Genomic DNA, 23,194 nt, shown 5'->3' on the forward strand with positions numbered 1-23,194 from the left:
CACGACGGCACCCTGACGTGCCAAACGTCTCGGGGGGGTCAGCCGGAGTTACTCGCCCACCGTCTCCGCGTGCCCCTCGGCGTCCGTGCGGGCCAGGCTGCGGGCCCTGCGGGCCGGGCCGCGCCAGCCGCAGCTGCACCGGGCGACACAGAAACGGCCCTGTTCGACGGTCGTCGTGCGATGTTCCTGCTGCGCCACACCCAGAACGTTACCCAGCCGAGGTGAACGGCCACCACGCGCGTGACGGGCATCCCTACTCGTCGTTAACCGGACGACAGGAGCCCGAGACGCACGCACCGGCTGGGGGTAGGCAGGCGATGGGGCAGCTGCAGCACAGGCGGACGGTCGTCGCGGCCGGGCTCGTGGTCTGGGCCTGCGTGGGGGCGAGCGGCTGCGCGGGCACCGGCGCGGCCGCGGCCGGGTCGGCGGCCGACCCGGCGGGTGTCGTGCGGCGCTCCGCCGACACCCTGGTGGACGCGGGCAGTTCGAAAGCCCGCACGTCGATGGAGATGGCCACCGGCGGCACCCGCGTCACCATCCGCGGCGAGGGCGTGTACGACTTCCGCAGGCGGCTCGGCCGGCTGACGCTGCAGCTGCCGGCGGACCCGGCCGGCGCCGTCCGGCACCGGCCGATCACCGAACTCCTCGCACCCGGCGCGCTGTTCATGAAGAACCGGGGCGCTGGCGTGCCCGCCGACAAGTGGGTGCGGGTGGACACCGCGACGCTGTCCGACGGGAACCTGGTGACCGGCGGGGCCACCGACCCGTACGCGGCGGCGGCGCTGCTGCGCGGGACGCGTACGGCGGCGTACCTGGGCCGCACCGAGGTCGCCGGGATCGCGGTACGGCACTACCGGGGCACCGCCGACCTCGCCGCGGCGGCGAAGGGCGCCCCGCGCGGGGTGCGCGCCGCGCTCGCGGCGGCGGCGAAGGGCTTCGCCACCGCCGAGGTGCCGTTCGACGTCTACCTCGACGACGAGGGTCGCGTCCGCAAGGTCCGGCACCGGTTCAGCTTCGTCAACGCGCAGCGGCGGGGCACCGTCGCGGTGTCCTCGACGACGCTGCTGTACGGCTTCGGGACCCCGGCCGACGTGCTTCTGCCGAAGTCCCGGGACATCTACGCCGGGAAGATCGCCGAGGAGCCGGGCCCCGCGTGAGGCCGGGCGAGGGGCGTGAGAACTAGCCCGTCCGTGCCATGCGCGGGGTGTGGGCCGCTCCCTACTCTAGGAAGCCGGTGACGGCAGAGAAGAGGTGACGCACGTGGCTCCGGTCGGCGGTGGAGCGGTTCAGGACCACGTGGCCCTCGCCGAGATCGAGCTGTGCGGCGAGCTGATCATCGCGGCCTCCGCCACCGGCGAGGACCGGCTCAGCCTGGAGAGCATCGACGAGGTGCTGCGGGTGACCGAGGAGCGCGACGCCGCCTGCGGCGGGTGACGCGCGCCCCGGCCGGTCCGCTCAGGTGCGCAGCAGCCTGGTGATCGCCTTCGTCGCCTCCGCCACCTTCTCGTCGATCTCGTCACCGCCCCTGAGGGCCGCGTCCGCGACGCAGTGGCGCAGGTGCTCCTCCAGCAACTGCAGGGCGAACGACTGCAGCGCCTTGGTCGAGGCGGAAACCTGCGTCAGTATGTCGATGCAGTAGACGTCCTCGTCGACCATCCGCTGCAGGCCGCGGATCTGCCCCTCGATGCGGCGCAGGCGCTTGAGGTGCTCGTCCTTCTGCTTGTGATAGCCGTGCGTGACCGGGTGCCCGCCGTCGCCGGAGGGCGCCGCCGCGCCGGCCTCAGTGGTCGTCATCGCGTCCTCCCGTTCGGCAGATATACCCCTGGCGGGTATATGATACCGAATTTCGCTGGGTATACGGGTCTTGGTCCGCCCCCTTGCTGATCACTATGTCCGATGGGCGACACTGGGGACGGCCGTTAGTAGTGGCCGAATGATGCGCTTAGCATCAGCCTGACCGAAACCGATGCACCCCGAGGACCCCTTGTGCGCTTTCGTCTGACCCCCAGGGAGACGAGCTTCTACGACATGTTCGCCGCCTCCGCGGACAACATCGTCACGGGCTCGAAGCTCCTGATGGAACTGCTCGGGGCGGACACCTCCGCCCGGGCCGAGATCGCAGAGCGTATGCGGGCCGCGGAACACGCAGGTGACGACGCCACTCACGCGATCTTCCACCAGCTGAACTCCTCCTTCATCACGCCCTTCGACCGCGAGGACATCTACTCCCTCGCCTCCTCCCTCGACGACATCATGGACTTCATGGAGGAGGCCGTCGACCTGGTCGTCCTCTACAACATCGAGGAACTGCCGAAGGGCGTCGAGCAGCAGATCGAGGTGCTGGCCCGGGCGGCGGAGCTCACCGCCGAGGCCATGCCGAACCTGCGCACGATGGACAACCTCACCGAGTACTGGATCGAGGTCAACCGCCTGGAGAACCAGGCCGACCAGATCCACCGCAAGCTGCTCGCCCACCTGTTCAACGGCAAGTACGAGGCCATCGAGGTGCTCAAGCTCAAGCAGATCGTCGACGTGCTGGAAGAGGCCGCCGACGCGTTCGAGCACGTGGCGAACACGGTGGAGACCATCGCCGTCAAGGAGTCCTGAGCCCCTCATGGACACCCTTGCCCTGGTCGTGACCATCGCGGTCGCGCTCTTCTTCACGTACACCAACGGCTTCCACGACTCGGCGAACGCGATCGCGACGTCCGTGTCGACGCGGGCGCTGACCCCGCGGGCCGCCCTCGCCATGGCCGCGGTGATGAACCTCGCCGGCGCCTTCCTCGGCAGCGGGGTCGCCAAGACCGTCAGCGAAGGCCTGATCGCGACGCCCGAAGGCTCCACGGGGATGGGCATCCTGTTCGCCGCGCTCGTGGGCGCGATCACCTGGAACCTGATCACCTGGTACTTCGGCCTGCCCTCGTCCTCGTCCCACGCGCTGTTCGGCGGCATGGTGGGCGCGGCGCTCGCGGGCAGCACGACCGTGCACTGGAACGGCGTCCTGGACAAGGTCGTCATCCCGATGTTCCTGTCCCCGGTGGTCGGCCTGGTCGTCGGCTACCTGGTCATGACGGCGATCATGTGGATCTTCCGCGGGACCAACCCGCACAAGGCCAAGCGCGGCTTCCGCATAGCGCAGACCGTCTCGGCGGCCGGCATGGCCCTCGGCCACGGTCTGCAGGACGCGCAGAAGACCATGGGCGTCGTGGTGATGGCACTGGTCATTTCCGGCCACCAGACGTTCGGCGACCCGATCCCGGTGTGGGTGAAGATCGTCTGCGCGCTGATGCTGTCCCTGGGCACCTACGCGGGCGGCTGGCGCATCATGCGCACCCTGGGCCGGAAGATCATCGAACTGGATCCGCCGCAGGGCTTCGCCGCGGAGACCACCGGCGCGTCGATCATGTTCACCACCGCGTTCCTCTTCAAGGCCCCGATCTCGACGACCCATGTGATCACCTCGGCCATCATGGGCGTCGGCGCGACGAAGCGGGTGAACGCGGTGCGCTGGGGCGTCGCCAAGAACATCGTGATGGGCTGGTTCATCACCATGCCTGCGGCCGCGCTGGTGGCGGCGGGCGCCTTCGCCCTGATCGACCTCGTCATCCTGTGACCGGCACCGTCGCCCTCTTAGGGATCCGGCTGCTGGTGCGGCACCGCACCGACGACGCGGGCCCGCCCCCGGTACGGGGGCGGGCCCTTCATCGTCCTCGCGGTGGCACCGCCATGCAGCACCGCGAGGCGTCTCGGTGGCGGCCTCGGCGGCCGGCCTCGGTGGCGGCCTAGCCGAAGCGTCCGGAGATGTAGTCCTCGGTCGCCTGGACGGACGGGTTGGAGAAGATGCGCTCGGTGTCGTCGATCTCGATGAGCCGGCCGGGCTGGCCGACGGCCGAGAGGTTGAAGAAGGCCGTACGGTCCGAGACCCGCGCCGCCTGCTGCATGTTGTGCGTCACGATGACGATCGTGAAGCGCTCCTTCAGCTCGCCGATCAGGTCCTCGATGGCGAGGGTGGAGATCGGGTCGAGGGCCGAGCAGGGCTCGTCCATCAGCAGCACCTTCGGCTCGACCGCGATCGCGCGGGCGATGCACAGCCGCTGCTGCTGACCGCCGGACAGGCCCGACCCGGGCTTGTTGAGGCGGTCCTTGACCTCGTTCCAGAGGTTGGCGCCCTTGAGCGACTTCTCGACGACGTCGTTCAGCTCGCTCTTCTTGTGGCTGCCGTTCAGACGCAGACCCGCGGCCACGTTGTCGAAGATCGACATCGTGGGGAACGGGTTCGGGCGCTGGAACACCATGCCGATCTCGCGGCGCACCGACACCGGGTCGACGCCGGCGCCGTACAGGTCCTCGTCGTCCAGCATCACCTTGCCCTCGACGCGGCCGCCGGCGGTGACCTCGTGCATCCGGTTGAGGGTGCGCAGGAACGTCGACTTGCCGCAGCCGGAGGGGCCGATGAAGGCCGTCACCGAACGCGGTTCGACCGTCATCGAGATGTCCTCGATCGCCTTGTGGGAGCCGTAGTAGGCGGTGAGCCCGCTCACGTCTATTCGCTTGGCCATGACTACTTCACTTCCATCAGTCTTCAGTCGCTGTTGGCCGCGTCAGCGACCGGTCTTCGGTGCCTTCCAGCGGGCGATGCCGCGGGCCACCAGGTTGAGGATCATCACGAAGGCGATCAGGGTGAGCGAGGCCGCCCACGCCCTGTCGTACGCCGCCGTCGAACCCGAGCTGTTGGCGTACTGCTGGTAGATGTAGAGCGGCAGCGCCTGCTGCGCGCCCTCGAAGGGGTTCGTGTTGATGAACGAGTTGCCCCACACCAGCAGCAGTACCGGCGCGGTCTCGCCCGCGATACGGGCGATCGCCAGCATGACGCCGGTCGTGATGCCGCCGATGGAGGTCGGCAGGACCACCTTCAGGATGGTGCGCCACTTCGGGATGCCGAGCGCCAGGGACGCCTCGCGCAGCTCGTTCGGGACGAGCTTGAGCATCTCCTCGGTGGAGCGCACGACCACCGGCATCATCAGGATGGCCAGCGCCAGCGACCCGGCGAAGCCGAACGGCTGCATCTCGAAGATCAGCATGATGCTGAGGATGAACAGACCGGCGACGATCGACGGGATGCCGGTCATCACGTCGACGAAGAAGGTGACGGCGCGGGCGAGGTTGCCGCGCCCGTACTCGACCAGGTAGATCGCGGTCAGGATGCCGATCGGCGCGGCCATCAGGGTGGCGAGGCCGACCTGCTCCAGGCTGCCGACGATGGCGTGGTAGATGCCGCCGCCGGGCTCGGCGTCGGTGACGACGCCCATGGAGTGGGTCAGGAAGTAGACGTCGAGGACCTTCACACCGCGGGAGAGGGTCGTCCACACCAGGGAGACCAGCGGCACCACGGCGAGCAGGAAGGCCACCCAGACCAGGGCGGTCGCGATGCGGTCCTTGGCCTGGCGGCGGCCCTCGACGCGGGCGGCGATGGCGAACGTGCCGAGGATGAACAGGATCGCGGCGATCAGGGCCCACTGGATGCTGCTGTGCAGCCCGGCGGCGGCGCTGACGCCGATGCCCAGGGCGGCCGACCCGGCGGCGACCGCCCACGGGAACCACTTCGGCAGCTGGGCGCCGCGCAGGGTGCTGGGGCGCTTGTCGGCGATGGCGGCGTGGCTCATGCGTTGGCCCCCGAGTACTCCTTGCGGCGGGCGATGATCATGCGCGCCGCGCCGTTGACCAGCAGGGTGATGACGAACAGGACCAGACCGGAGGCGATGAGCGCGTCCCGGCCCTGCTCCGTCGCCTCACCGAACTTGGAGGCGATGTTCTGGGCGAAGGTGCCGCCGCCCGGGTTGAGCAGGCTGCCGTGGATCAGGAAGTCCGGGGAGAGCACGGTGGCGACGGCCATCGTCTCGCCGAGCGCGCGGCCGAGGCCGAGCATCGAGGCGGAGATCACACCGGAGCGGCCGAAGGGCAGCACGGCCATGCGGACCACCTCCCAGCGCGTGGCGCCGAGGGCGAGGGCCGCCTCCTCGTGCATCTGCGGGACCTGGCGGAAGACCTCGCGGCTCACGTTGGTGATGATCGGCAGGATCATGATCGCGAGCAGGATGCCCACGGTGAGCATCGAGCGGGGGGCGCCACCGTCCCAGGAGAAGATCCCGGTCCAGCCGAAGTAGTCGTTCAGCCAGCCGAACAGGCCGTTCATGTGCGGGACCAGGATCAGCGCGCCCCACAGGCCGTAGACGATGGACGGCACGGCGGCGAGCAGGTCGACGACGTAGGCGATCGGGCCGCGCAGCTTGCGCGGGGCGTAGTGCGTGAGGAACAGCGCGATGGCGACCGCGATCGGCACCGCGAGTGCCATCGCGATGACCGAGGAGACCACCGTGCCGAACGCCAGCACGGCGATGCCGAACTTCGGCGGGATCAGGTTGGTGTTCCACTCGAAGGTGGTGAGGAAGTTGCCCTCGTCCTTGCTGATCGCGAGCGAGGCGCGGTAGGCGAGGAAGACCGCGATCGCGGCCATGATCACGAGCAGCAGAATGCCCGACCCACGGGACAGACCGAGGAAGATCCGGTCGCCGGGCCGGGTGGCGCCGCGGGCCGCGCGCTTCTGCTCAGCGTCGGCCGGCTGGGATACGGAAGGGGGAGCCTGGGTGTTCTGTGTGGTTATGTCCATCGGGTTCTCCGGTCTGCGGACCCGCACTCGATGTGCGGCTCTGCGGAGCCGTACTCGGTGTGCGGCTCCTGGCGGCGGTGCACCGGACGATGCGGTCCGGCCCGGGTGACCGGGCCGGACCGCACTCGGATCAGCTCAGGCCCTCGATGGTGGTGCGGACCTTGGCGATGATGTCGGCGGGGATGGGGGCGTACTTGAGGTCGGACAGCATGCCCTGGCCGTCCTCGGAGGCGATGTAGCGCAGGAAGGACTTGACGTTCGGCAGAGCGTCGGCCTTGGTGCCCTTGTCGCAGACGATCTCGTAGGTGACCAGGGTGATCGGGTAGGCGCCCTCGGCCTTGGTCGCGTAGTTCAGCTGCAGCGAGAGGTCCTTGCCGGTGCCGACGACCTTGGCGTCGGCGATCGCCTTGGTGGCGCTGTCGCTGCTGGGCGCGACCGGGGTGCCGGCGCCGGTGTCGATGCTGACGGCCTTGACGCCGTCACCGACGTAGGACAGCTCGAAGTAGCCGATGGCGCCGTTGGTCTGCTTGACCTGCTGGGCCACACCGGAGGACTGCGCGGCGGACTGGCCGCCCTTGGCCTGCCAGGCCTTGCCGCCCTCGTACTTCCAGTTGTCCGGGGCCGCGGCGATCAGGTACTTGGTGAAGTTGTCCGTGGTGCCGGACTCGTCCGAGCGGTGGAACGCCTGGATCTTGAGGTCGGGAAGCTTCGCGTCGGGGTTCAGCTTCTTGATCGCCGCGTCGTTCCACTTGGTGATCTTGCTGTCGAAGATCTTGGCGAGGGTCGGGGCGTCCAGCACCAGGTTGTCCACGCCGGAGAGGTTGTAGCCGACCGCGATCGGGCCGCCGACCATCGGCAGGTCGATGCCCTGGCCGCCGGAGCAGACCTTCTTGGAGGCGGTGACCTCTTCGGGCTTCAGCGCGGAGTCGGAACCGGCCCAGGCGATCTGGCCCTGCGTGAAGGCGGTGACGCCGGCGCCGGAGCCGCCCGCCTTGTAGTTGATCTGCACGCCACAGGCCTGCGAGAAGTTCTTCACCCAGGCGTCGACAGCGTTCTTCTGCGCGGAAGAACCGTCGGACAGCAGCTGCCCCTTCGCGTCGTCGCACTTGATCGAGGAGGCGCCCGCGGTCGAGGAGGCGCTCTTGCCGCCGTCCTTGCCGCCACCGGTGTCGTCCGAGCCGCACGCCGTGAGGGCCAGGGCGCCGGAGACGGCGAGAGCACCGAGAGCGAGGGCCCGCCGGTTCATGCGCTGAAGCTTCACTTGAGGGAGTTCCTTCCAGGAGCCGCCGACCTGAATCCGACGGCGTGCGAAGACTGGGTGATGTGGACGCGTCCTGCGACGGACGCCCCGCATCGCGTAAGGCCGAAATTAGGCAGATCAGGTGAAGGCGCCTATGGCCGTAAATGAACGCAAGGTGAACCCCTGCAGACGGTGTGGTTAGGTCACGGAACGCTTACGAGGAGGGCACACACAGATTCCGGTACCGGCGGACCGGGGACCGCGCGCCCGCACGCGCGTACGGGCTCTCGAACGGATCGCCGACCGCTGGAACCCGGGGAGCCGATGGGCCGTCTCGTTCCAGGAGAGCCGACAGGAGGCGCTACATGGAACGGCGTACGTTCATATCGGGCGGCGCGGCCGCGCTCGCGGCGGTCGCGACGGCCGGGTGCAGCGGCGGCGGCCCCGCGGACGCCTCGACCCGCACCGTCTCGGCCTCCTCCTCCGGCCTGCCGGTGGCGGCCGGCCACGCCCCGGCCACCGCCGCGAGCTGGTCCGCCCTCGCCCGTGACCTGGACGGCGTGCTGGTCCGGCCGGGAGAGGCGCGGTGGGCCACCGCGCACCAGCTGTACAACACCCGCTTCGACGGCCTGAAGCCCGCCGCGGTGGCCTACGTCGCGCACGCCGACGACATCCGCACGACACTGGCGTACGCCCGCGCCCACGGCGTCCGCGTCGTGATCCGCAACGGCGGCCACTCCTACGCGGGCTGGTCCTCCGGCAACGGCAGGCTGATCGTCGACGTCTCGAAGCTGAGCGGCGTACGGGCGAGCGGCGGCGAGGCGGTCGTCGGCGCCGGCGCCAAACTGATCGACGTCTACCGGGCGCTCGCCGCGAAGGGCGCGACCATACCCGCCGGGTCGTGCCCCACCGTGGGCGTCTCCGGCCTGGTGCTCGGCGGCGGCCACGGCGTGGTCTCCCGCGCCTACGGGCTGACCTGCGACAGCCTCACCGGGGCCACGCTGATCACGGCGGACGGCAAGCAGCTGACCGCCGACGCCCAGGAGAACAAGGACCTCTTCTGGGCCCTGCGCGGCGCGGGCAACGGCAACTTCGGCGTGGTGACGGAGCTGCGCTTCCGCACGCACCCGGCCCCGCAGGCCGTGACGGGCTATCTGACCTGGCCGTGGTCGAAGGCGGCCGCGGTGGTCGCCGCCTGGCAGGAGTGGGGCCCGGGCCAGCCGGACGAGATCTGGTCCTCCCTGCACCTGTCGAACACCCCGGGCTCCACCCCGGCCGTCTCCGTCGCCGCCTTCTCCCTCGGCACCTACGGCGAACTGCAGAACGCGGTGGACCGCCTCGCCGACCGGGTGGGCGCCCCGGCGACGGGCGTCTCCCTGCACCGCCGGGGCTACGAGGAGTCCATGGAGCTGTACGCCGGCTGCTCCTCCTTCTCCACGCAGGCCCAGTGCCACCTGCCCGGCCCGACGCCGGGCCGCGACCCGCGGGGCGCGCTGAAGCGGGAGACGTACGCGGCGCGGTCCGACTTCTTCGACCGCTCGATCTCCTCCGCGGGCATCCGCACCCTCCTCGCGCAGCTGACCTCGGTGCGCGGCGGCTCCGGCAGCATCGCCCTGACGGCCCTCGGCGGCGCGGTCAACCGCGTCTCGCCCACCGCGACGGCCTTCGTCCACCGCCGCTCTCGGATGCTGGCCCAGTACATCGCGTCCTGGCCGGCGAGCGGCTCGGGCTCGACGGCGCGTTCCTGGCTGGCGTCGGCCCACGACGCGATGAAGCCGTACGCGTCCGGAGCGGCGTACCAGAACTACACCGACCCGACGCTGACGAACTGGCGCAAGGCGTACTACGGGGACGCGGTCACGCGCCTGACCCAGCTGAAGAAGCAGTACGACCCGAACCGCTTCTTCACCTACCCGCAAGCGCTGTAGTCACCCTGCCGGCAGCAGCGCCCCGGGCGCCCCGCGCCCCGGCCCCGCGCCCCGGCCCCGCGCCCCGGCCCCGCGCCCCGGCCCCGCGCCCCGGCCCCGCGCCCCGCGCCCCGGCCGACGGTGGCGATCCGGCGATCCGCCACACCGGCCGACCGCGGCCACCCACCACACCGGCCGACGGTGGTGACCCGCCGCACCGGCCGACGGTGGCGATCCCGCCGCAGGCGCCGGCGGCGGGGGCCGCCGCGCGGCTGTGAGTGGAGGGCCCGCTGGCGCACGCCGACGCTGAAACGCCGCCGCACGCCGTACCGGCGAAGCGCCGCCGCACCGGTCGGCGGTGAGGGGCCACCGCACGCGCTGGCCCCGAAGGGCCGCCGGACCCACGGGGCGAGGCAGGGCCCACCGCACCGGTCGACGGTGAAGCGCCACCGCAAGTACCGACGGCGAAGCGCCGCCGCGCGCATGCCCGCGGGGCCGCCGCACCTGTCGGCGCCCGCGGATGCCCGCCCTCAGGCGCCGCGGTGGCCGCTACGCGGCCAGGTCCCGTTCCTCGGAGCCCACGGCCCCCTCGCGGGTCCCGGCGAGAACCGCGTCCCGGCCGACGCGGGAGCCGCCCCGGGCCCGGATCAGCAGCCCGGCGCGCGGCGACCGCTCCACCGCCTTCATCAGCGGCGTCAGCAGGGCCATCGCCAGCGGCGACAGCAGCAGGGCCACCGCCGTGCCGAGCGCGAACCCGCCCACGACGTCCGTCGGGTAGTGCACGCCCATGTAGACCCTGCAGAACCCTTCCAGCAGCGCCAGCCCTATCCCGACGAGCCCGAACTTCCGGTTGGCGACGAAGAGTCCGACGCCCATGGCCATGGTGATCGTCGCGTGGTCGCTGACGAAGGAGTAGTCGGTCTTGCCGGAGACCAGGACGTCCAGCCCCTGGTGCTGGAGGAAGGGCCGGGGCCGCTCGACGAAGCCCCGTATCGGCACGTTCACCAGGACCGCGATCCCGGCCGCCAGCGGCGCCCACACCAGCGCGGCCACGGACGACGCCGCGTCCTCGGCGCCCCGCCGGCGCACCGACCACCAGCACCACAGCACCAGGAGCACCATGGCGAGCAGCAGCCCGTACTCCCCGACGTACTCCATGACGCGGTCGAACCAGTGCGGGGCGTCCTTGGCCAGCCCGTTGATGTCGTAGAGCAGGTCGACGTCGGGGTTCGACCCGGATTCGGCGAGTCCAGCCATGGTGCTGCGGCCCCTTCGTCGTCTCTCCCGGCGCGCCCTTGCGCGCGCCGCTCCTGCCACCCCCGTGGTCCGGCTACGCAAACAGGAACGCACGGCTCCCGTCGATACGTTCCACCCTCCACCGAATGATCACGCAGACGTTATCGAAGAGAGACTCATCACCGCAGCTCAGGGGGTGGGTTCACGCTCGGTTCACACCGTGGTGGGCAGCGCTTTCGCGCCATCCTCGGTGACCCGGGTGGCCCCGAAGTAGTCCGGGGTGTCGATCGGATCGAACCGGATCACCGCGCCCGTGCGCGGAGCGTCGATCATATAGCCACCGCCCACATAGATCCCCACATGCCTGATGGCGCGGGAGTCGGTGAGGTCGTCCGAGAAGAACACCAGGTCGCCCGGGAGCAGTTCGTCACGCGCGGGGTGCGGCCCGGCGTTGTACTGGTCGTTGGCGACCCGCGGCAGGGTGACGCCGACGCTCGCGTACGCCGCCTTCGTCAGTCCCGAGCAGTCAAAACGCCCGCCGTCGGCGGCAGTTCCCTCGCCGCCCCACAGGTAGGGCGTGCCGAGCTTCTTCTGCGCGTAGGCGATGGCCCCGGCCGCCTGCTCGGACGGATCGACCCGGCTGACGGGCGCGGCGAAGCTCTCCTCGAGCGTCGTGATCGTCTTGACGTAGTTCCGGGTCTCCGCGTACGGCGGCACGCCCCCGTACTTGATCACCGCGTAGGCCCCGGCGTTGTACGAGGCCAGCATGTTTTCGGTCAGGTTCCCGGGTACGTCCTTCACGTACGAGGCGAGTTTGCAGTCGTACGAGGCCGCCGACGGGATCGCGTCCTCCGGATCCCACACGTCCCGCTTGCCGTCGCCGTTGCCGTCGATGCCGTGCGTGGCCCAGGTCCCGGGGATGAACTGCGCTATCCCCTCCGCGGCGGCGGCGCTCCTGGCGTTGGGGTTGAAGCCGCTCTCCTGGTAGAGCTGGGCGGCGAGCAGGGCGGGGTTGATGGCGGGGCACAGGTTGCCCCACTTCTGCACGATGGCCGCGTAGGCCGCGGGCACCGCCCCCTTGGCGAGGGCCTTGGTGCCGCCGCCGACGCCGCCCGAGAGGTTGCCGGCGACCACGTACACCCCGACGACGAGCAGCATCACGAAGGACAGTGCGGAGCCGACCGCAACGGTCACCACGATCCATGCCTTACGCACCGTCAACCGCCCCTCACCGTCCGGGAGTCCGTCGCCCACGTCAGTGTAGGGGCGGGTCCGGCGATCCGGGGTGATCACGCGGAAGGGATGAGCCCGTGAGGGGATCCGGAGGGTCCTCCGGGGCTCTGGGGCTCTGAGGCTCTGAGGCTCTGAGGCTCTGGGAGGGCTCCCGCAGCCCTGAAAGGCCCTCAGAGTCCTCCCGACGCCTCCTGGTACAGCTCCGCGGCCTCCGCGCCGAGCACCACGCTGTAGGAGACGTCGTCGGTCGACCCGCCCCGCTCGTGGCCGCCGAGGACGCCGACGACCCGGTCGTCGCCGTCGACCCACGGGCTGCCGCTGGTGCCGCCGGTGAGGTCGGGGCACTCGATGCGCTGCTGGGTGCGGCCGTACGGGGTCGGCCGCTGGGTGCAGGCGACGGGGACCTCGCGTGCGTCGGGATACCCGATGACGGTCACCGGGGTGGCCCCGGTCGCCGTCCCGGTGGTGAACCGGTTCCCGCCGACGACGTCCTCGACGCCCCGGCCCCCCTGGTGCTCGAGGACGGCGAAGGCGATGTCGCTGTCCTCGTCGCGCCCCTCGCTCCATCCGTCGGGCACGAACCGCTCGCGTATGCGCCAGACGCCGTAGGGGGCCGCGCCGTCCCGGTACCCGGGCACGAAGGTCAGGTCGCCGCCCCCGCCCAGACAGTGGGCGGCGGTGACTATGAGGTCGCGGTGCGGACTGCGTACGACGGAGGCGGTGCAGAAGTGCCCGTCGGCCCCGAACAGGGCCCCGACCCGCGCGCCGGCCGCCGTGGCGGGCAGGACCGCGGTGACGCCGAGGGGCCCGGGGCCGTCGTCGGCCGCGGCGAGGGAGGCGGAGGTGAGCGCCGGCACGAGCAGCGTCACGGCCACGCACAGGGGCCCGGCGATGCGGGAGGCATGCTTACGCTCCGGCGACACGGTCATGGCGGCTGCCTCTCGTCCCTCCATCTCACCGGCTGCACGAAACCACCTGCGCGAACGGCGTCGCCGGGACACCCGGCGCCTCCTCCACGGTACCGGCGCCCGCCCTCGCCCGCCTCTCCTCACGCCGGGTCACCCCGCCGGCACCCGGCCCACAGCGGCTTCCACCCCCGCTGACCTCCTGTGGGCCGCCTGTGCGTCCGGTCAAGCCGCAGCCATCGTCCCGCCACCCGACCGTCATCGCCGGGCAATCCACAGCTCCCTTCAGTAATGCGGACGTCAGGATTCCGCAACTCGTCTTGTTGTCGCGTACCCGACAAGCGAGGGTGTGCCCGGGCCGCCGCCCGCCGCCGGGGACCCCGTACCGACGGCCTCGCACCCGCACCGCCCCTGTTCACTCCGACCAGGAACACCAGGAGGCTGCACGATGCGTTCCACTCCCCCCAACAGAACGGCCGCGCGCAGCGGTTGGCGCCGTCTGGGCACGGCCGCGGTGGCCACGGCCGCCCTGCTGCTCACCGGCTTCGGCGCCGCCGCCCAGGCCGACGCAGCCCCGACGGCCACCCCGTCGAAGGCGACCTGGACCGCCACTCCCTGTGCCACCCCCCGGCACCAGGGTGAACTCGCCTGCGACTCCTTCCGCGTCACGGGTGGCCTGACGGCCTACCAGAAGCGGCAGGCGCAGCGGACCGGCGTCACCCCCAAGGCCGCCGACGCCTCCACCCCCTCCGGCTACGGCCCGAGCGACCTGCAGTCCGCCTACGGCCTGACCTCCGCCGCCGCCTCCAACGGCTCCGGCGAGACCATCGCCGTCGTCGACGCCTACGACGACCCGAACGCCGAGGCCGACCTCGCCAAGTACCGCTCCTACTACGGCCTGTCCACCTGCACCACCGCCAACGGCTGCTTCAAGAAGGTCAGCCAGACCGGCTCGACGACCTCCCTGCCCTCCGCGGACTCCGGCTGGGCCGAGGAGATCTCCCTCGACCTCGACATGGCGTCCGCCATCTGCCCGAACTGCGGCATCCTGCTCGTCGAGGCGACCTCCGCCACCATGGCCAACCTGGGCACCGCCGTGAACCGCGCGGTCACCCTCGGCGCGAAGTACGTCTCCAACAGCTACGGCGGCTCGGAGTCCTCCTCCGACAGCTCCTACGACTCCTCGTACTTCAACCACCCCGGCGTCGCCATCACCATCAGCGCCGGCGACAGCGGCTACGGCGCCGAATACCCGGCCGCCTCGAAGTACGTGACCTCGGTCGGCGGCACCGCCCTGTCCGCGTCCTCCACCACCCGGGGCTGGACCGAGACGGTCTGGAAGACGTCCAGCACCGAGGGCACCGGCTCCGGCTGCTCCTCCTACGACGCCAAGCCGAGCTGGCAGACCGACACCGGCTGCGCCAAGCGCACGATCTCGGACGTGGCGGCGGTCGCCGACCCGGCCACCGGCGTCTCGGTCTACGACTCCTACGGCATCACCGCCGGCTGGTACACCTTCGGCGGCACGAGCGCCTCGGCGCCCATCATCGCCGGCGTCTACGCCCTGGCCGGCACGCCGTCCAGCGGCAGCTACCCGGCCTCCTTCCCCTACACCAAGGCCGGCACCTCCGCGCTGAACGACGTCACCAGCGGCAACAACGGCACCTGCTCCACCACCTACCTGTGCACGGCCCGGTCGGGGTACGACGGCCCGACCGGCTGGGGCACCCCCGAGGGCGTGTCCGCCTTCACCGGCTGACCGCCCCCGCACGGAGGGGCCTCGGCATACCGCCGGGGCCCCTTTCGCGTGAGACCATCGTCCCGGACATCTCACCCGACCAGCCGTCAGAAACCCCACCCGGCCATAAGGAACGTCAACGACGGAACCACACGAAGGTTCCGCCCAGGCCTCATTGCCCGGCGTGACCGGCCGTGATACACAGAGTGACCGGACGATGCTTTTCGTACGAAACCCGCAAAGCAATGACGCCAAGTCGACATGCGACGGCGGCATTGTCAGCGACAATGGGCCTGACCTCTGCACTCCCGCAGGGGACTGCGGAACTACCCACCAGGGGCGGTGACTTACATGCTCTTTGCGGCCGACAAGGGAGACATCAACACCATCATCGGCGGGATCGCTCCGGACTGGGGCCCCTTCGGCAGCCTGGGCAACGAGGCCAAGGTGATGATCGAGGTGGTCATGGCGGTCGCCATCCTGCTCTGCCTCGGGATCGCCGTATGGGGCGCCGCGAAGCAGCGCATCGGCGCCACCGCCCTGCGCGACACCTTCAGCGCCGAACAGGGCAAGGGCCTCATCATCGCGGGCCTGACAGGCGTCTTCATCATCGGTTCACTCGGCACGCTGTTCACCATCGTGTACGGAATGGCCGTCTGACGGCCCGCCCGTTCCTCCGGTCCCTTCCGGGCACGCCCGGTCCCCTGCACCCCCACCCACCCGTCGTGCCCACCGGCTGAGGTTGCGTCTCCCTGATGTCGAGTCACCACACCGCGCCCGCGCGGGAACCAGCACGGCTACCGTCGTACTCCGACGTGTTTCTGCACGACTTCCCGCACGACGTCGAGGGGGCGTACGCGGCATGAGTCTCGGAGACGAGCACGAGGCCTCCGGCGGTTACGGAGGCACGGGCCAGACCCGTACCCGGCTGCCCGGAGGCGGCGGCGACGTGTACGGGGGCGCCCGGCGCGGCGGCCGGTCGTCACGCAGCCTGGTCACGGTGGTCGGGGTGGTGGTCCTGCTGATCGCCGCGATCGCCTTCGCGAACCGTGGAGGCGACGATTCCTCGTCGGTCGGCGAAGGCCAGGACAAGCCGGAGACGGCGGCAACGGCAGCCACCGGCACGAAGCCGGTCCAGTCCAAGACCTCGGCCATCCCCACCGGCTACGCCCACGACAAACAGGGCGCCCAGAGCGCGGCGGCGAACTATGCGACGGTCCTGGGATCCGACGGCATGTTCAAAGCCTCTCGGCGCCACGAGATCGTGCAGACCATCGCGGACCCCAGTTCCCTGAACCGGCTGCAGTCCGGCTTCGACGCCGACTACTCGGCGGACTTCTTGAAGAAGATCGGCCTCAAGGACGACGGCAGCGCGTCCGCAGGCACCACGTTCGTCAACCGGACACTGCCCGCCGGCACCAAGGTCACGTCCTTCAGCACCTCCACGGCCACCGTGGAGGTCTGGTGCAACGGCCTCTTCGGGCTCGCCGGTGAGGACTCCACCAACCCGGTCACCAGCAACTGGTTCACCGTGACCATGAAGCTGAACTGGAGCGGCGGCGACTGGAAGGTCCTCGACAGCAGCCAGAAGACCGGGCCCACCCCCGTCACCGGCGACAACCCCGTCTCAGGTGCCGACGAGATCGGCAAGGCGGTCCAGGAGTTCGGAGGGTTCACCTATGCCCGGTAGCCAGCACCGCGCGCTCAAACTCACCGGCCTCGTGGTCGCCGTACAGGCGACTGCCGTAGTGCTGGCGACGCGCGCCTTCGCCGAGCCCAGCCCGACGCCGGCGAGGAGCAAGGACCCGTGCTCCCTCATCGCCGGTCCCGCCAAGAAGTACTGCGAACGCGGCAGCGGCGACAAGGGCTCCACCGGCTCCACCACCCCCAGCCTCACCTCCACCCTCGACCCGCTCTCCTCCCTCGGCAAGGGCTGTGCCGACGCCGCCTCCTGGACCGTCGACAAGCTCAGCGAGGCCGTGAAGGACACCGCGAACGTCGACTTCACCAACGCCAAGTTCCTGCAGCAGTACGCCGTCGTGTTCGCCGCGTCGACGATCCTGACGCTGCTGCTGTGGCTGCTGGCCGTGGCCAAGCGAGCCGTCCGCGGCGTGCCGCTGACCACCGCCATCTCGGAGGCGATCGGCTTCCTCTGGCTGACCGTGCTGGCGTCGGCGTTCACCCCGCTGATCCTCTACACCGTGGTCTCCGCGACAGACGGCGTCACCGACGTGCTGGCGAAGACCACCGGCGACCAGACCGACACGTTCTTCGGCACGTTCTCCGGCGCCCTGGACAAGGGCGACGACATCGGCGGCGGCCCGATCATGCTGATCGTCGTGTCGCTGGTGAGCATCCTCGCCGCGGGCGTGCTGTGGCTGGAGCTGGTAATCCGGGCCGCCCTGCTCTACGTCGGCGCCCTCCTCGGCACGGTCGTCTACGCCGGCCTGGTCGACAAGAACCTGTGGGGCCACGTCCGCCGCTGGGCGGGCATCATGATCGCCGTCATCCTGGTCAAGCCGGTCATCGTGATAGTGCTGGGGCTGGCCGGCGCGCTGTCCACCGACGACGGCCCCGACTCCTTCTCCGCCGTCGTCTCCGGCCTCGCGATCATCCTGCTGGCCATTTTCGCCAGCGCGATGATCTACCGCTTCGTCCCGGGCTTCGGGGACGAGATCGCCGGCTCCCGCAGCAACCGCATCATGCAGGGCGCCGAGGGCAAGGCCGCCGCGGTCATCAGCTCCCCGGCGACCCTCGTCGCGCAGGGCATCAAGACGCACAGCACCCGCGCCAACGACGGCGGAGGCGGCGGCCAGTCCGCCTCCGGCGGCGCGCGCCCGGCCAACCCGGCCACCGGCGGAGTCGCCGCGCACAGCAGCCGCACCCCGACCGGTGGCGGCGGATCCGTCCCCTCCGCCGCACCCGCGCCCCGCTCCAGCAGCAGCCCGGTGAACACCCCGCACGCCAGCAGCACCCGCAACAGCAGTACCAACCGCACGGGAGGTGAAGGGCGTTGACGACCGAGTCCCACCTGTCCCATCCGGTCACGCCCCGCCGTACGTATCTCATCGGCCGCGCCCGGCCGAACGCGATCGTCGGCCGCAACCGCGAGTCGGGCGAGATCGCCCTGATCATCGTGGGCGCGTTCCTCGGCATGATGTGCGGGCTGCTCGTCCCGGTCCTGCCCCTGCGCATCGTGCTGCTGACGGGCTTCCCGCTGATCGCGCTGGCCGCGGTCTACGTGCCGTACAAGCACCGCACGTTCTACAAGTGGTTCGAGATCAACCGCAGTTACAAGCGGACCCTGCGGCAGGGCACCACCTACCGCTCCGGCGCCGTGGAGGCCGGCACCCGCCTCGACGGCCGTGAGGTCGAGATCGGCCCGCCGCCCGGCATCGGCCGCATCTCCTGGCTGGCCGCCCCCTTCGGCCCCGACGAGATCGCCGTGCTCCTGCACGCCGACCGCCGCACGGTCACCGCCGCCATCGAGATCGAGGGCCCGGGCGTCGGCCTGCGCGACTCCGAGGACCAGGAAGCCCTCGTCGACCGCTTCGGCACCCTCCTCAAGCACGTCGCCAACGGCGACGGCTTCGTCACCCGTCTGCAGATGCTCGCCCGTACCCTCCCCGCCGACCCCGACGCCCACGCCAAGGACGTCGCCGTGCGCGGCGACGACAGGGCGCCGGGCTGGCTGCAGCAGTCGTACGACCAGCTGCAGTCGATGGTGTCGACCAGCAGCGAGCAGCACCGCGCCTACCTTGTCGCCTGCATGCACTACACCCGCGAACTCGCCGCCGAGGCGCAGGCGATGGCGCGGGCGGCCCGGCCGCACGGCGGACGCAAGCTCGACCGGGACGCCGGACTGGCCATCGTCATGGCCCGCGAGCTCACCGACATCTGCTCGCGCCTGCAGGAGGCCGACATCCGGGTGCGCCAGCCGCTCGGCCAGAGCCGCCTGGCCTCCCTCATCCACTCCATGTACGACCCCGACCACCCGATCGACCACATCCAGGCGATGACCAAGCGCAACGCCTGGCCGGCCGAGCTGGACGCCATGGAGCCCACCTATCTCCAGGCCAAGACCCGCGAGTCGTCCACCCGCGCCCCCTGGTGCCACGCCACCGCCTGGGTGAAGGAGTGGCCCATGACCCCGGTCGGCGTGAACTTCCTCGCGCCGCTGCTGGTCCACACCCCGGACGTCATCCGGACGGTCGCCGTCACGATGGATCTCGAGCCCACCGAGGTAGCCATCGAACGCATGCTGACCGAGAAGACCAACGACGAGGCCGAGGCGTCCCGCGCCGCCAAGATGAACCGGACCGTCGACCCGCGCGACGTGGCCGCCCACACCCGCCTGGACCAGCGCGGCGAGGACCTCGCCAGCGGCGCGGCCGGCGTCAACCTCGTCGGCTACATCACCGTCTCCTCCCGCTCTCCCGAGGCGCTGGCCCGCGACAAGCGGACCATCCGGGCCTCGGCCGGAAAGTCGTATCTGAAGCTGGAGTGGTGCGACCGCGAGCACCACCGCGCCTTCGTGAACACGCTCCCGTTCGCCACCGGCATTCGAAGGTAGGAGCTGCTGAAGATGCGGGATCCGCTGTCCGTCCTCACCGACGCCTTCACGGCCTTCCTCTTCGGGAAGGTCGAGACGACCCGCCTGCCGGTACGCACCTCCACGGGCCAGGCCCAGGCGGTCTACCTGCCGACCGCCGCCCCCGGCCTCGGCGACTCCGGCGTGATCATCGGCCGCGAGGTGTACTCCGGCAAGGGCTACATCTACGACCCCTTCCAGCTGTACGGCCAGCAGCTCCCGGCCCCGCACTGGCTGGTCCTCGGCGAGTCCGGCAACGGCAAGTCGGCGCTGGAGAAGACCTACGTCCTGCGCCAGCTGCGGTTCCGCGACCGTCAGGTCGTCGTCCTGGACGCGCAGGGCGAGGACGGCGTGGGCGAGTGGAACCTGATCGCGGAGGAGCTGGGCATAACCCCCATCCGGCTCGACCCGACGGCCGCCCTGGACATGGGCATCCGGCTCAACCCGCTGGACCCGGCGATCACGACGACCGGGCAGCTGGCGCTGCTGCGCACCATCATCGAGGTCGCGATGGGCCACGGCCTCGACGAGCGCTCCGGCTTCGCGCTGAAGGTCGCGCACGCCTACGTCAACGAGTCGATCACCGACCGCCAGCCGGTCCTGACGGACATCGTCGAGCAGCTGCGGCACCCCGAACCGGAGTCCGCCGAGGCGATGAACGTCGACATAGACGACGTACGGGCGTGGGGCCTGGACGTGGCGCTGGTCCTCGACCGTCTCGTCGACGGCGACCTGCGGGGCATGTTCGACGGCCCGACGACGGTCGGCATCGACCTCGACGCCCCGCTGATCGTCTTCGACCTGTCCCACATCGACCGCAACTCCATCGCCATGCCGATCCTCATGGCGATCGTCGGCGTGTGGCTGGAGCACACCTGGATCCGCCCCGACCGGAAGAAGCGCATCTTCCTGGTCGAGGAGGCCTGGCACATCATCAACAGCCCCTTCGTGGCACAGCTGTTCCAGCGGCTGCTGAAGTTCGGCCGCCGTCTGGGCCTGTCCTTCGTGGCGGTCGTCCACCACCTGTCCGACGTCGTCGACGGAGCGGCCGCGAAGGAGGCGGCCGCGATCCTGAAGATGGCGTCGACCAGGACGATCTACGCGCAGAAGGCGGACGAGGCACGGGCGACCGGCCGGGTGCTCGGCCTGCCCCGCTGGGCGGTGGAGATCATCCCGACCCTCACCCCCGGCATCGCCGTCTGGGACGTCAACGGAAACGTCCAGGTCGTCAAACACCTGATCACCGAGACGGAACGCCCGCTGGTGTTCACCGACCGCGCGATGACCGAGTCGTCGAGCGACCGGCTGGCGGACGAGGACGACGCCCTGCGCGCCGCCGAACTGGAGGCGGAGGAGCGGGCGGCGGCCTTCGTGGAACACCACCTCGACGGCTCGTCCGAGTCCACGGTGGCGTGAGGACGCGAGGAGGGGCAGTGGTGAGACCCGACGAGGGCCGGCGGGACGGCCAGGGAGGCATCCCGGACGGACTGCTGATCGGCCTGCTCGCCTTCCTCCTCGGCATGACTCTGCTGGTGTGGACGGCCACCGGGCTCGCCGGTCTGCTGGCGAACGGCGCCTGGCCGGACGGTGTCCGCTTCGCCCGCACCCCCCTCGCCATGCGCCACCTCATCGGCGCGCCGCACGACATCCCCGGCGCCTGGCCGGACACCCCGGCCGGGCAGCTGTCCGGGTACGGGCTCTTCTGGGGCCTGTTCATCGGCCAGTTGATGGTGCTGTTCGTGCTGACCGTGTTCACGATGGGCACGCTGGCCCGCTGGCGGGCCGGCCGCCTGAAGCGGCGCGCACAGCGGACGGCGGCGCTGGAGAGGGCGGCGACGGCCGCTCCTCGGCCCCCGGAGGCCGAGGAGGAGCCCCCGGGCCCGTACGACGACGTCCAGCCGCCGCGCCACGAGGTCCCCACACCCCGCGCGGCCCAGGCGCCCGCGGAACTGCCCCACCCGGCGTCCCCCGCGACCGTGCCCGCCACGCCTCTCACCGCCACGCCCCTGCCCGCCACGCCCCCGTTCGACGGCGAACGCACCGGCGGATGGGACAAGGCCGTGGTGGCGACGAGGGAGGCCCGCCGGGCGACCGCGGCGCAGGCGGTACGCGACGCGGAGGGCCCCGTCCTGGTCGTCACCTCCAACCCCGCCGTCTGGTCGGACACCAAGGACGCCCGCGCGAAACTGGGCCCCGTCCACCTCTACGACCCGGCCCACCGCTGCGACACCCCGGCCCGGCTGCACTGGTCGCCCACGGCGGGCTGCGAGGACAAGCAGACGGCCGTGGCCCGCGCGGCGGCGATACTGGCCCCGGTCCGCCCCACGGCCAAGCTCGACCAGGCCGTGGCGGCCACCGCCGAGACCCTGCTGCGCAGCTACGTCCACGCCGCCGCCGTCGACGGCCGCACCATCCGCCACGTCCACCGCTGGGCCCAGGGAACGCAGATCCAGGACGCGGTCCGCATCCTCCGCCAGAACCCCAAGGCGGCCCCCGGCTCCGCCGGCGAACTCGAGGCCGCGCTCACCGCGCACCCCGAACGACGTGACATGGCCCAGGAACTGACCAGCCGTGCCCTGTCGTCCCTCTTCACCGTCAACATCCGCGAGGCGTGTACTCCCAACCGAGCAGATGCCCTCGCCTTGGATTCCTTCGTCCACGAAGGGGGAACGCTCTATGTCGTGGGGGAATCCGTCGAGGACCCCAGGACCAGTCCAGGCGCGATGCCGCTCCTGACGGCCCTCGTCTCCAGCGTGGTCGAAGGCGGCCGGCGCATGGCCGAACGGTCATCCTCCGGTCGCCTCGACCCACCACTGACGCTCGTCCTCGACGACGTCGCCGCGGTGGCCCCGCTTCCCCAGCTCCCGGACCTCCTGTCCACCGGAGCCGACGTGGGCCTGCCCACCCTGGCCCTGCTCCGATCCCGCGAACAGGGCCGCAGCCGCTGGCCGCACGACGAACTCCCGGTCTGAACCGTTCCCTACCGCTCCAGGACGAACTCGAACTCCGACTCGCCGGGCGACTTCTCCAGCGGCACGACCCGCCCGCTCGGCTCGAACCCGACCTTGCGGTAGAACCGCTGGGCCCGCGCGTTGTCCTCGTGCACGAACAGCCGCACCCCCTCGACGCCGGCCTGCCACGCCCACTCCAGCGCGTCGTCGAACAGCACCTCGGTCAGCCCTATCCCCCGGTATTCGGGCAGCATGTACACCCCGAAGATGTGCCCCTGCCTCCGCTCCACGGGGAATCCGGCCCAGTCCGTCGTACCCGGCTCCTCGACCAGCACCGTCAGCGTGCCGACCCAGTCGCCGTCCGGCCCCTGCGCGATGATCTGCTGCGCCCCGGTCGCGTCGTGTGCCGCCCGGGCGGCCCGCTCCTGCCAGAAGGAATCCGGCTTGGCCACGGCTTCCTCGTAGGTGTCCAGGAAGGCCAGGCGGGCGACCGGGTCCTGCAACGCGGTCAGCCGCAGTGCTCTGGCCTCCGGCCACTCGTCGGACCGGATGGAGCGGATCAGACAGTTCATACGGGCCACTGTAACCAGAAACGCAAAAAGGCCCACACCGGTTTCGGTGTGGGCCTTTTTCAAGATTTGTTCGGCGGCGTCCTACTCTCCCACAGGGTCCCCCCTGCAGTACCATCGGCGCTGTAAGGCTTAGCTTCCGGGTTCGGAATGTAAC

22 protein-coding genes and 1 rRNA gene are annotated in these 23,194 nt (G+C 70.8%); 12 read left to right on the forward strand and 11 right to left on the reverse strand.

The window, feature by feature from the left end; genetic code table 11:
• Positions 1-48: 48 nt before the first annotated feature.
• The gene (locus ACZ5GT_RS36955) at positions 49-198 is read right to left on the reverse strand and encodes a hypothetical protein (RefSeq protein WP_469035323.1); all 150 of its coding nucleotides are present in this window, start codon (positions 196-198) and stop codon (positions 49-51) included.
• Between the two features lie 119 nt (positions 199-317).
• On the opposite strand from ACZ5GT_RS36955, the gene ACZ5GT_RS36960 reads away from it, so the two are divergent.
• Both ACZ5GT_RS36960 and ACZ5GT_RS36965 read left to right on the forward strand, forming a co-directional pair.
• On the forward strand, positions 318-1,157 hold the full coding sequence (locus ACZ5GT_RS36960) for an SCO4651 family lipoprotein (RefSeq protein WP_469035325.1): 840 nt from the start codon (positions 318-320) through the stop codon (positions 1,155-1,157).
• Positions 1,158-1,251: 94 nt separating this feature from the next.
• Entirely contained in the window at positions 1,252-1,434 is a 183-nt protein-coding gene (locus ACZ5GT_RS36965; protein ID WP_324784450.1) for a hypothetical protein, read from the forward strand.
• A gap of 21 nt (positions 1,435-1,455) precedes the next feature.
• Here the strand turns inward: ACZ5GT_RS36965 and ACZ5GT_RS36970 are convergent, their stop codons facing one another.
• On the reverse strand, positions 1,456-1,794 hold the full coding sequence (locus tag ACZ5GT_RS36970) for a metal-sensitive transcriptional regulator (protein ID WP_469035327.1): 339 nt from the start codon (positions 1,792-1,794) through the stop codon (positions 1,456-1,458).
• 192 nt (positions 1,795-1,986) lie between these two features.
• Between ACZ5GT_RS36970 and ACZ5GT_RS36975 the strand changes: the two genes are divergently transcribed.
• Both ACZ5GT_RS36975 and ACZ5GT_RS36980 read left to right on the forward strand, forming a co-directional pair.
• Entirely contained in the window at positions 1,987-2,607 is a 621-nt protein-coding gene (locus tag ACZ5GT_RS36975) for a DUF47 domain-containing protein (RefSeq protein WP_324784452.1), read from the forward strand.
• Positions 2,608-2,614: 7 nt separating this feature from the next.
• A complete protein-coding gene (locus ACZ5GT_RS36980) occupies positions 2,615-3,613 on the forward strand; it encodes an inorganic phosphate transporter (RefSeq protein ID WP_469035330.1) in 999 nt (332 codons plus the stop codon).
• 169 nt (positions 3,614-3,782) lie between these two features.
• Here ACZ5GT_RS36980 and pstB read toward each other — a convergent pair whose 3' ends face one another.
• From pstB to pstS, 4 genes are all read right to left on the reverse strand, one after another.
• The gene (gene pstB, locus ACZ5GT_RS36985; protein WP_398276199.1) at positions 3,783-4,559 is read right to left on the reverse strand and encodes a phosphate ABC transporter ATP-binding protein PstB; all 777 of its coding nucleotides are present in this window, start codon (positions 4,557-4,559) and stop codon (positions 3,783-3,785) included.
• Positions 4,560-4,601: 42 nt separating this feature from the next.
• Positions 4,602-5,663: a phosphate ABC transporter permease PstA gene (pstA, locus tag ACZ5GT_RS36990; protein WP_469035332.1), complete on the reverse strand. Its 1,062-nt coding sequence runs from the start codon at positions 5,661-5,663 to the stop codon at positions 4,602-4,604.
• The gene (gene pstC, locus ACZ5GT_RS36995) at positions 5,660-6,667 is read right to left on the reverse strand and encodes a phosphate ABC transporter permease subunit PstC (protein ID WP_469035333.1); all 1,008 of its coding nucleotides are present in this window, start codon (positions 6,665-6,667) and stop codon (positions 5,660-5,662) included. Before pstC ends, pstA begins: the two co-directional genes overlap by 4 nt.
• 130 nt (positions 6,668-6,797) lie before the next feature.
• Entirely contained in the window at positions 6,798-7,928 is a 1,131-nt protein-coding gene (gene pstS / locus ACZ5GT_RS37000; RefSeq protein WP_469035335.1) for a phosphate ABC transporter substrate-binding protein PstS, read from the reverse strand.
• A 344-nt stretch (positions 7,929-8,272) separates the two neighbouring features.
• Here pstS and ACZ5GT_RS37005 point away from each other — a divergent pair, with 344 nt between their 5' ends.
• Positions 8,273-9,835 (forward strand): FAD-binding oxidoreductase, encoded by a 1,563-nt coding sequence (locus ACZ5GT_RS37005; RefSeq protein WP_469035336.1) that lies wholly within the window; start codon positions 8,273-8,275, stop codon positions 9,833-9,835.
• Between the two features lie 528 nt (positions 9,836-10,363).
• On the opposite strand, the gene ACZ5GT_RS37010 is transcribed toward ACZ5GT_RS37005, so the two are convergent.
• The 3 genes from ACZ5GT_RS37010 to ACZ5GT_RS37020 form a co-directional block, all read right to left on the reverse strand.
• A complete protein-coding gene (locus ACZ5GT_RS37010; protein WP_469035339.1) occupies positions 10,364-11,071 on the reverse strand; it encodes a phosphatase PAP2 family protein in 708 nt (235 codons plus the stop codon).
• Between the two features lie 192 nt (positions 11,072-11,263).
• Positions 11,264-12,304: a C40 family peptidase gene (locus ACZ5GT_RS37015; protein WP_469035341.1), complete on the reverse strand. Its 1,041-nt coding sequence runs from the start codon at positions 12,302-12,304 to the stop codon at positions 11,264-11,266.
• Positions 12,305-12,453: 149 nt separating this feature from the next.
• Positions 12,454-13,212: a trypsin-like serine peptidase gene (locus ACZ5GT_RS37020; RefSeq protein ID WP_469035345.1), complete on the reverse strand. Its 759-nt coding sequence runs from the start codon at positions 13,210-13,212 to the stop codon at positions 12,454-12,456.
• Positions 13,213-13,636: 424 nt separating this feature from the next.
• Between ACZ5GT_RS37020 and ACZ5GT_RS37025 the strand changes: the two genes are divergently transcribed.
• The 7 genes from ACZ5GT_RS37025 to ACZ5GT_RS37055 all read left to right on the forward strand — a co-directional run bounded on the left by ACZ5GT_RS37025 (position 13,637) and on the right by ACZ5GT_RS37055 (position 22,489).
• Entirely contained in the window at positions 13,637-14,947 is a 1,311-nt protein-coding gene (locus ACZ5GT_RS37025; RefSeq protein ID WP_469035348.1) for a S53 family peptidase, read from the forward strand.
• A gap of 330 nt (positions 14,948-15,277) precedes the next feature.
• Positions 15,278-15,586 (forward strand): hypothetical protein, encoded by a 309-nt coding sequence (locus ACZ5GT_RS37030; protein WP_014673544.1) that lies wholly within the window; start codon positions 15,278-15,280, stop codon positions 15,584-15,586.
• 202 nt (positions 15,587-15,788) lie between these two features.
• On the forward strand, positions 15,789-16,616 hold the full coding sequence (locus tag ACZ5GT_RS37035; RefSeq protein ID WP_469035349.1) for a DUF8175 domain-containg protein: 828 nt from the start codon (positions 15,789-15,791) through the stop codon (positions 16,614-16,616).
• The gene (locus tag ACZ5GT_RS37040) at positions 16,606-17,943 is read left to right on the forward strand and encodes a hypothetical protein (RefSeq protein WP_469035351.1); all 1,338 of its coding nucleotides are present in this window, start codon (positions 16,606-16,608) and stop codon (positions 17,941-17,943) included. The genes ACZ5GT_RS37035 and ACZ5GT_RS37040 overlap by 11 nt, the downstream gene beginning before the upstream one ends.
• The gene (locus ACZ5GT_RS37045; RefSeq protein ID WP_469035354.1) at positions 17,940-19,499 is read left to right on the forward strand and encodes an SCO6880 family protein; all 1,560 of its coding nucleotides are present in this window, start codon (positions 17,940-17,942) and stop codon (positions 19,497-19,499) included. The genes ACZ5GT_RS37040 and ACZ5GT_RS37045 overlap by 4 nt, the downstream gene beginning before the upstream one ends.
• 12 nt (positions 19,500-19,511) lie before the next feature.
• Positions 19,512-20,933 carry an ATP-binding protein gene (locus ACZ5GT_RS37050; RefSeq protein ID WP_469035357.1) on the forward strand — a complete coding sequence of 474 codons (1,422 nt, stop codon included), beginning with the start codon at positions 19,512-19,514 and terminating at the stop codon, positions 20,931-20,933.
• Positions 20,934-20,953: 20 nt separating this feature from the next.
• A complete protein-coding gene (locus tag ACZ5GT_RS37055; RefSeq protein WP_469035358.1) occupies positions 20,954-22,489 on the forward strand; it encodes a type IV secretory system conjugative DNA transfer family protein in 1,536 nt (511 codons plus the stop codon).
• Between the two features lie 8 nt (positions 22,490-22,497).
• Here ACZ5GT_RS37055 and ACZ5GT_RS37060 read toward each other — a convergent pair whose 3' ends face one another.
• Positions 22,498-23,040: a GNAT family N-acetyltransferase gene (locus tag ACZ5GT_RS37060; protein ID WP_469035359.1), complete on the reverse strand. Its 543-nt coding sequence runs from the start codon at positions 23,038-23,040 to the stop codon at positions 22,498-22,500.
• A 68-nt stretch (positions 23,041-23,108) separates the two neighbouring features.
• Positions 23,109-23,194: ribosomal RNA gene (gene rrf / locus ACZ5GT_RS37065) — 5S ribosomal RNA — on the reverse strand; the annotation flags it as partial.

The sequence above is a fragment of the Streptomyces sp. NPDC031340 genome (assembly GCF_055569945.1).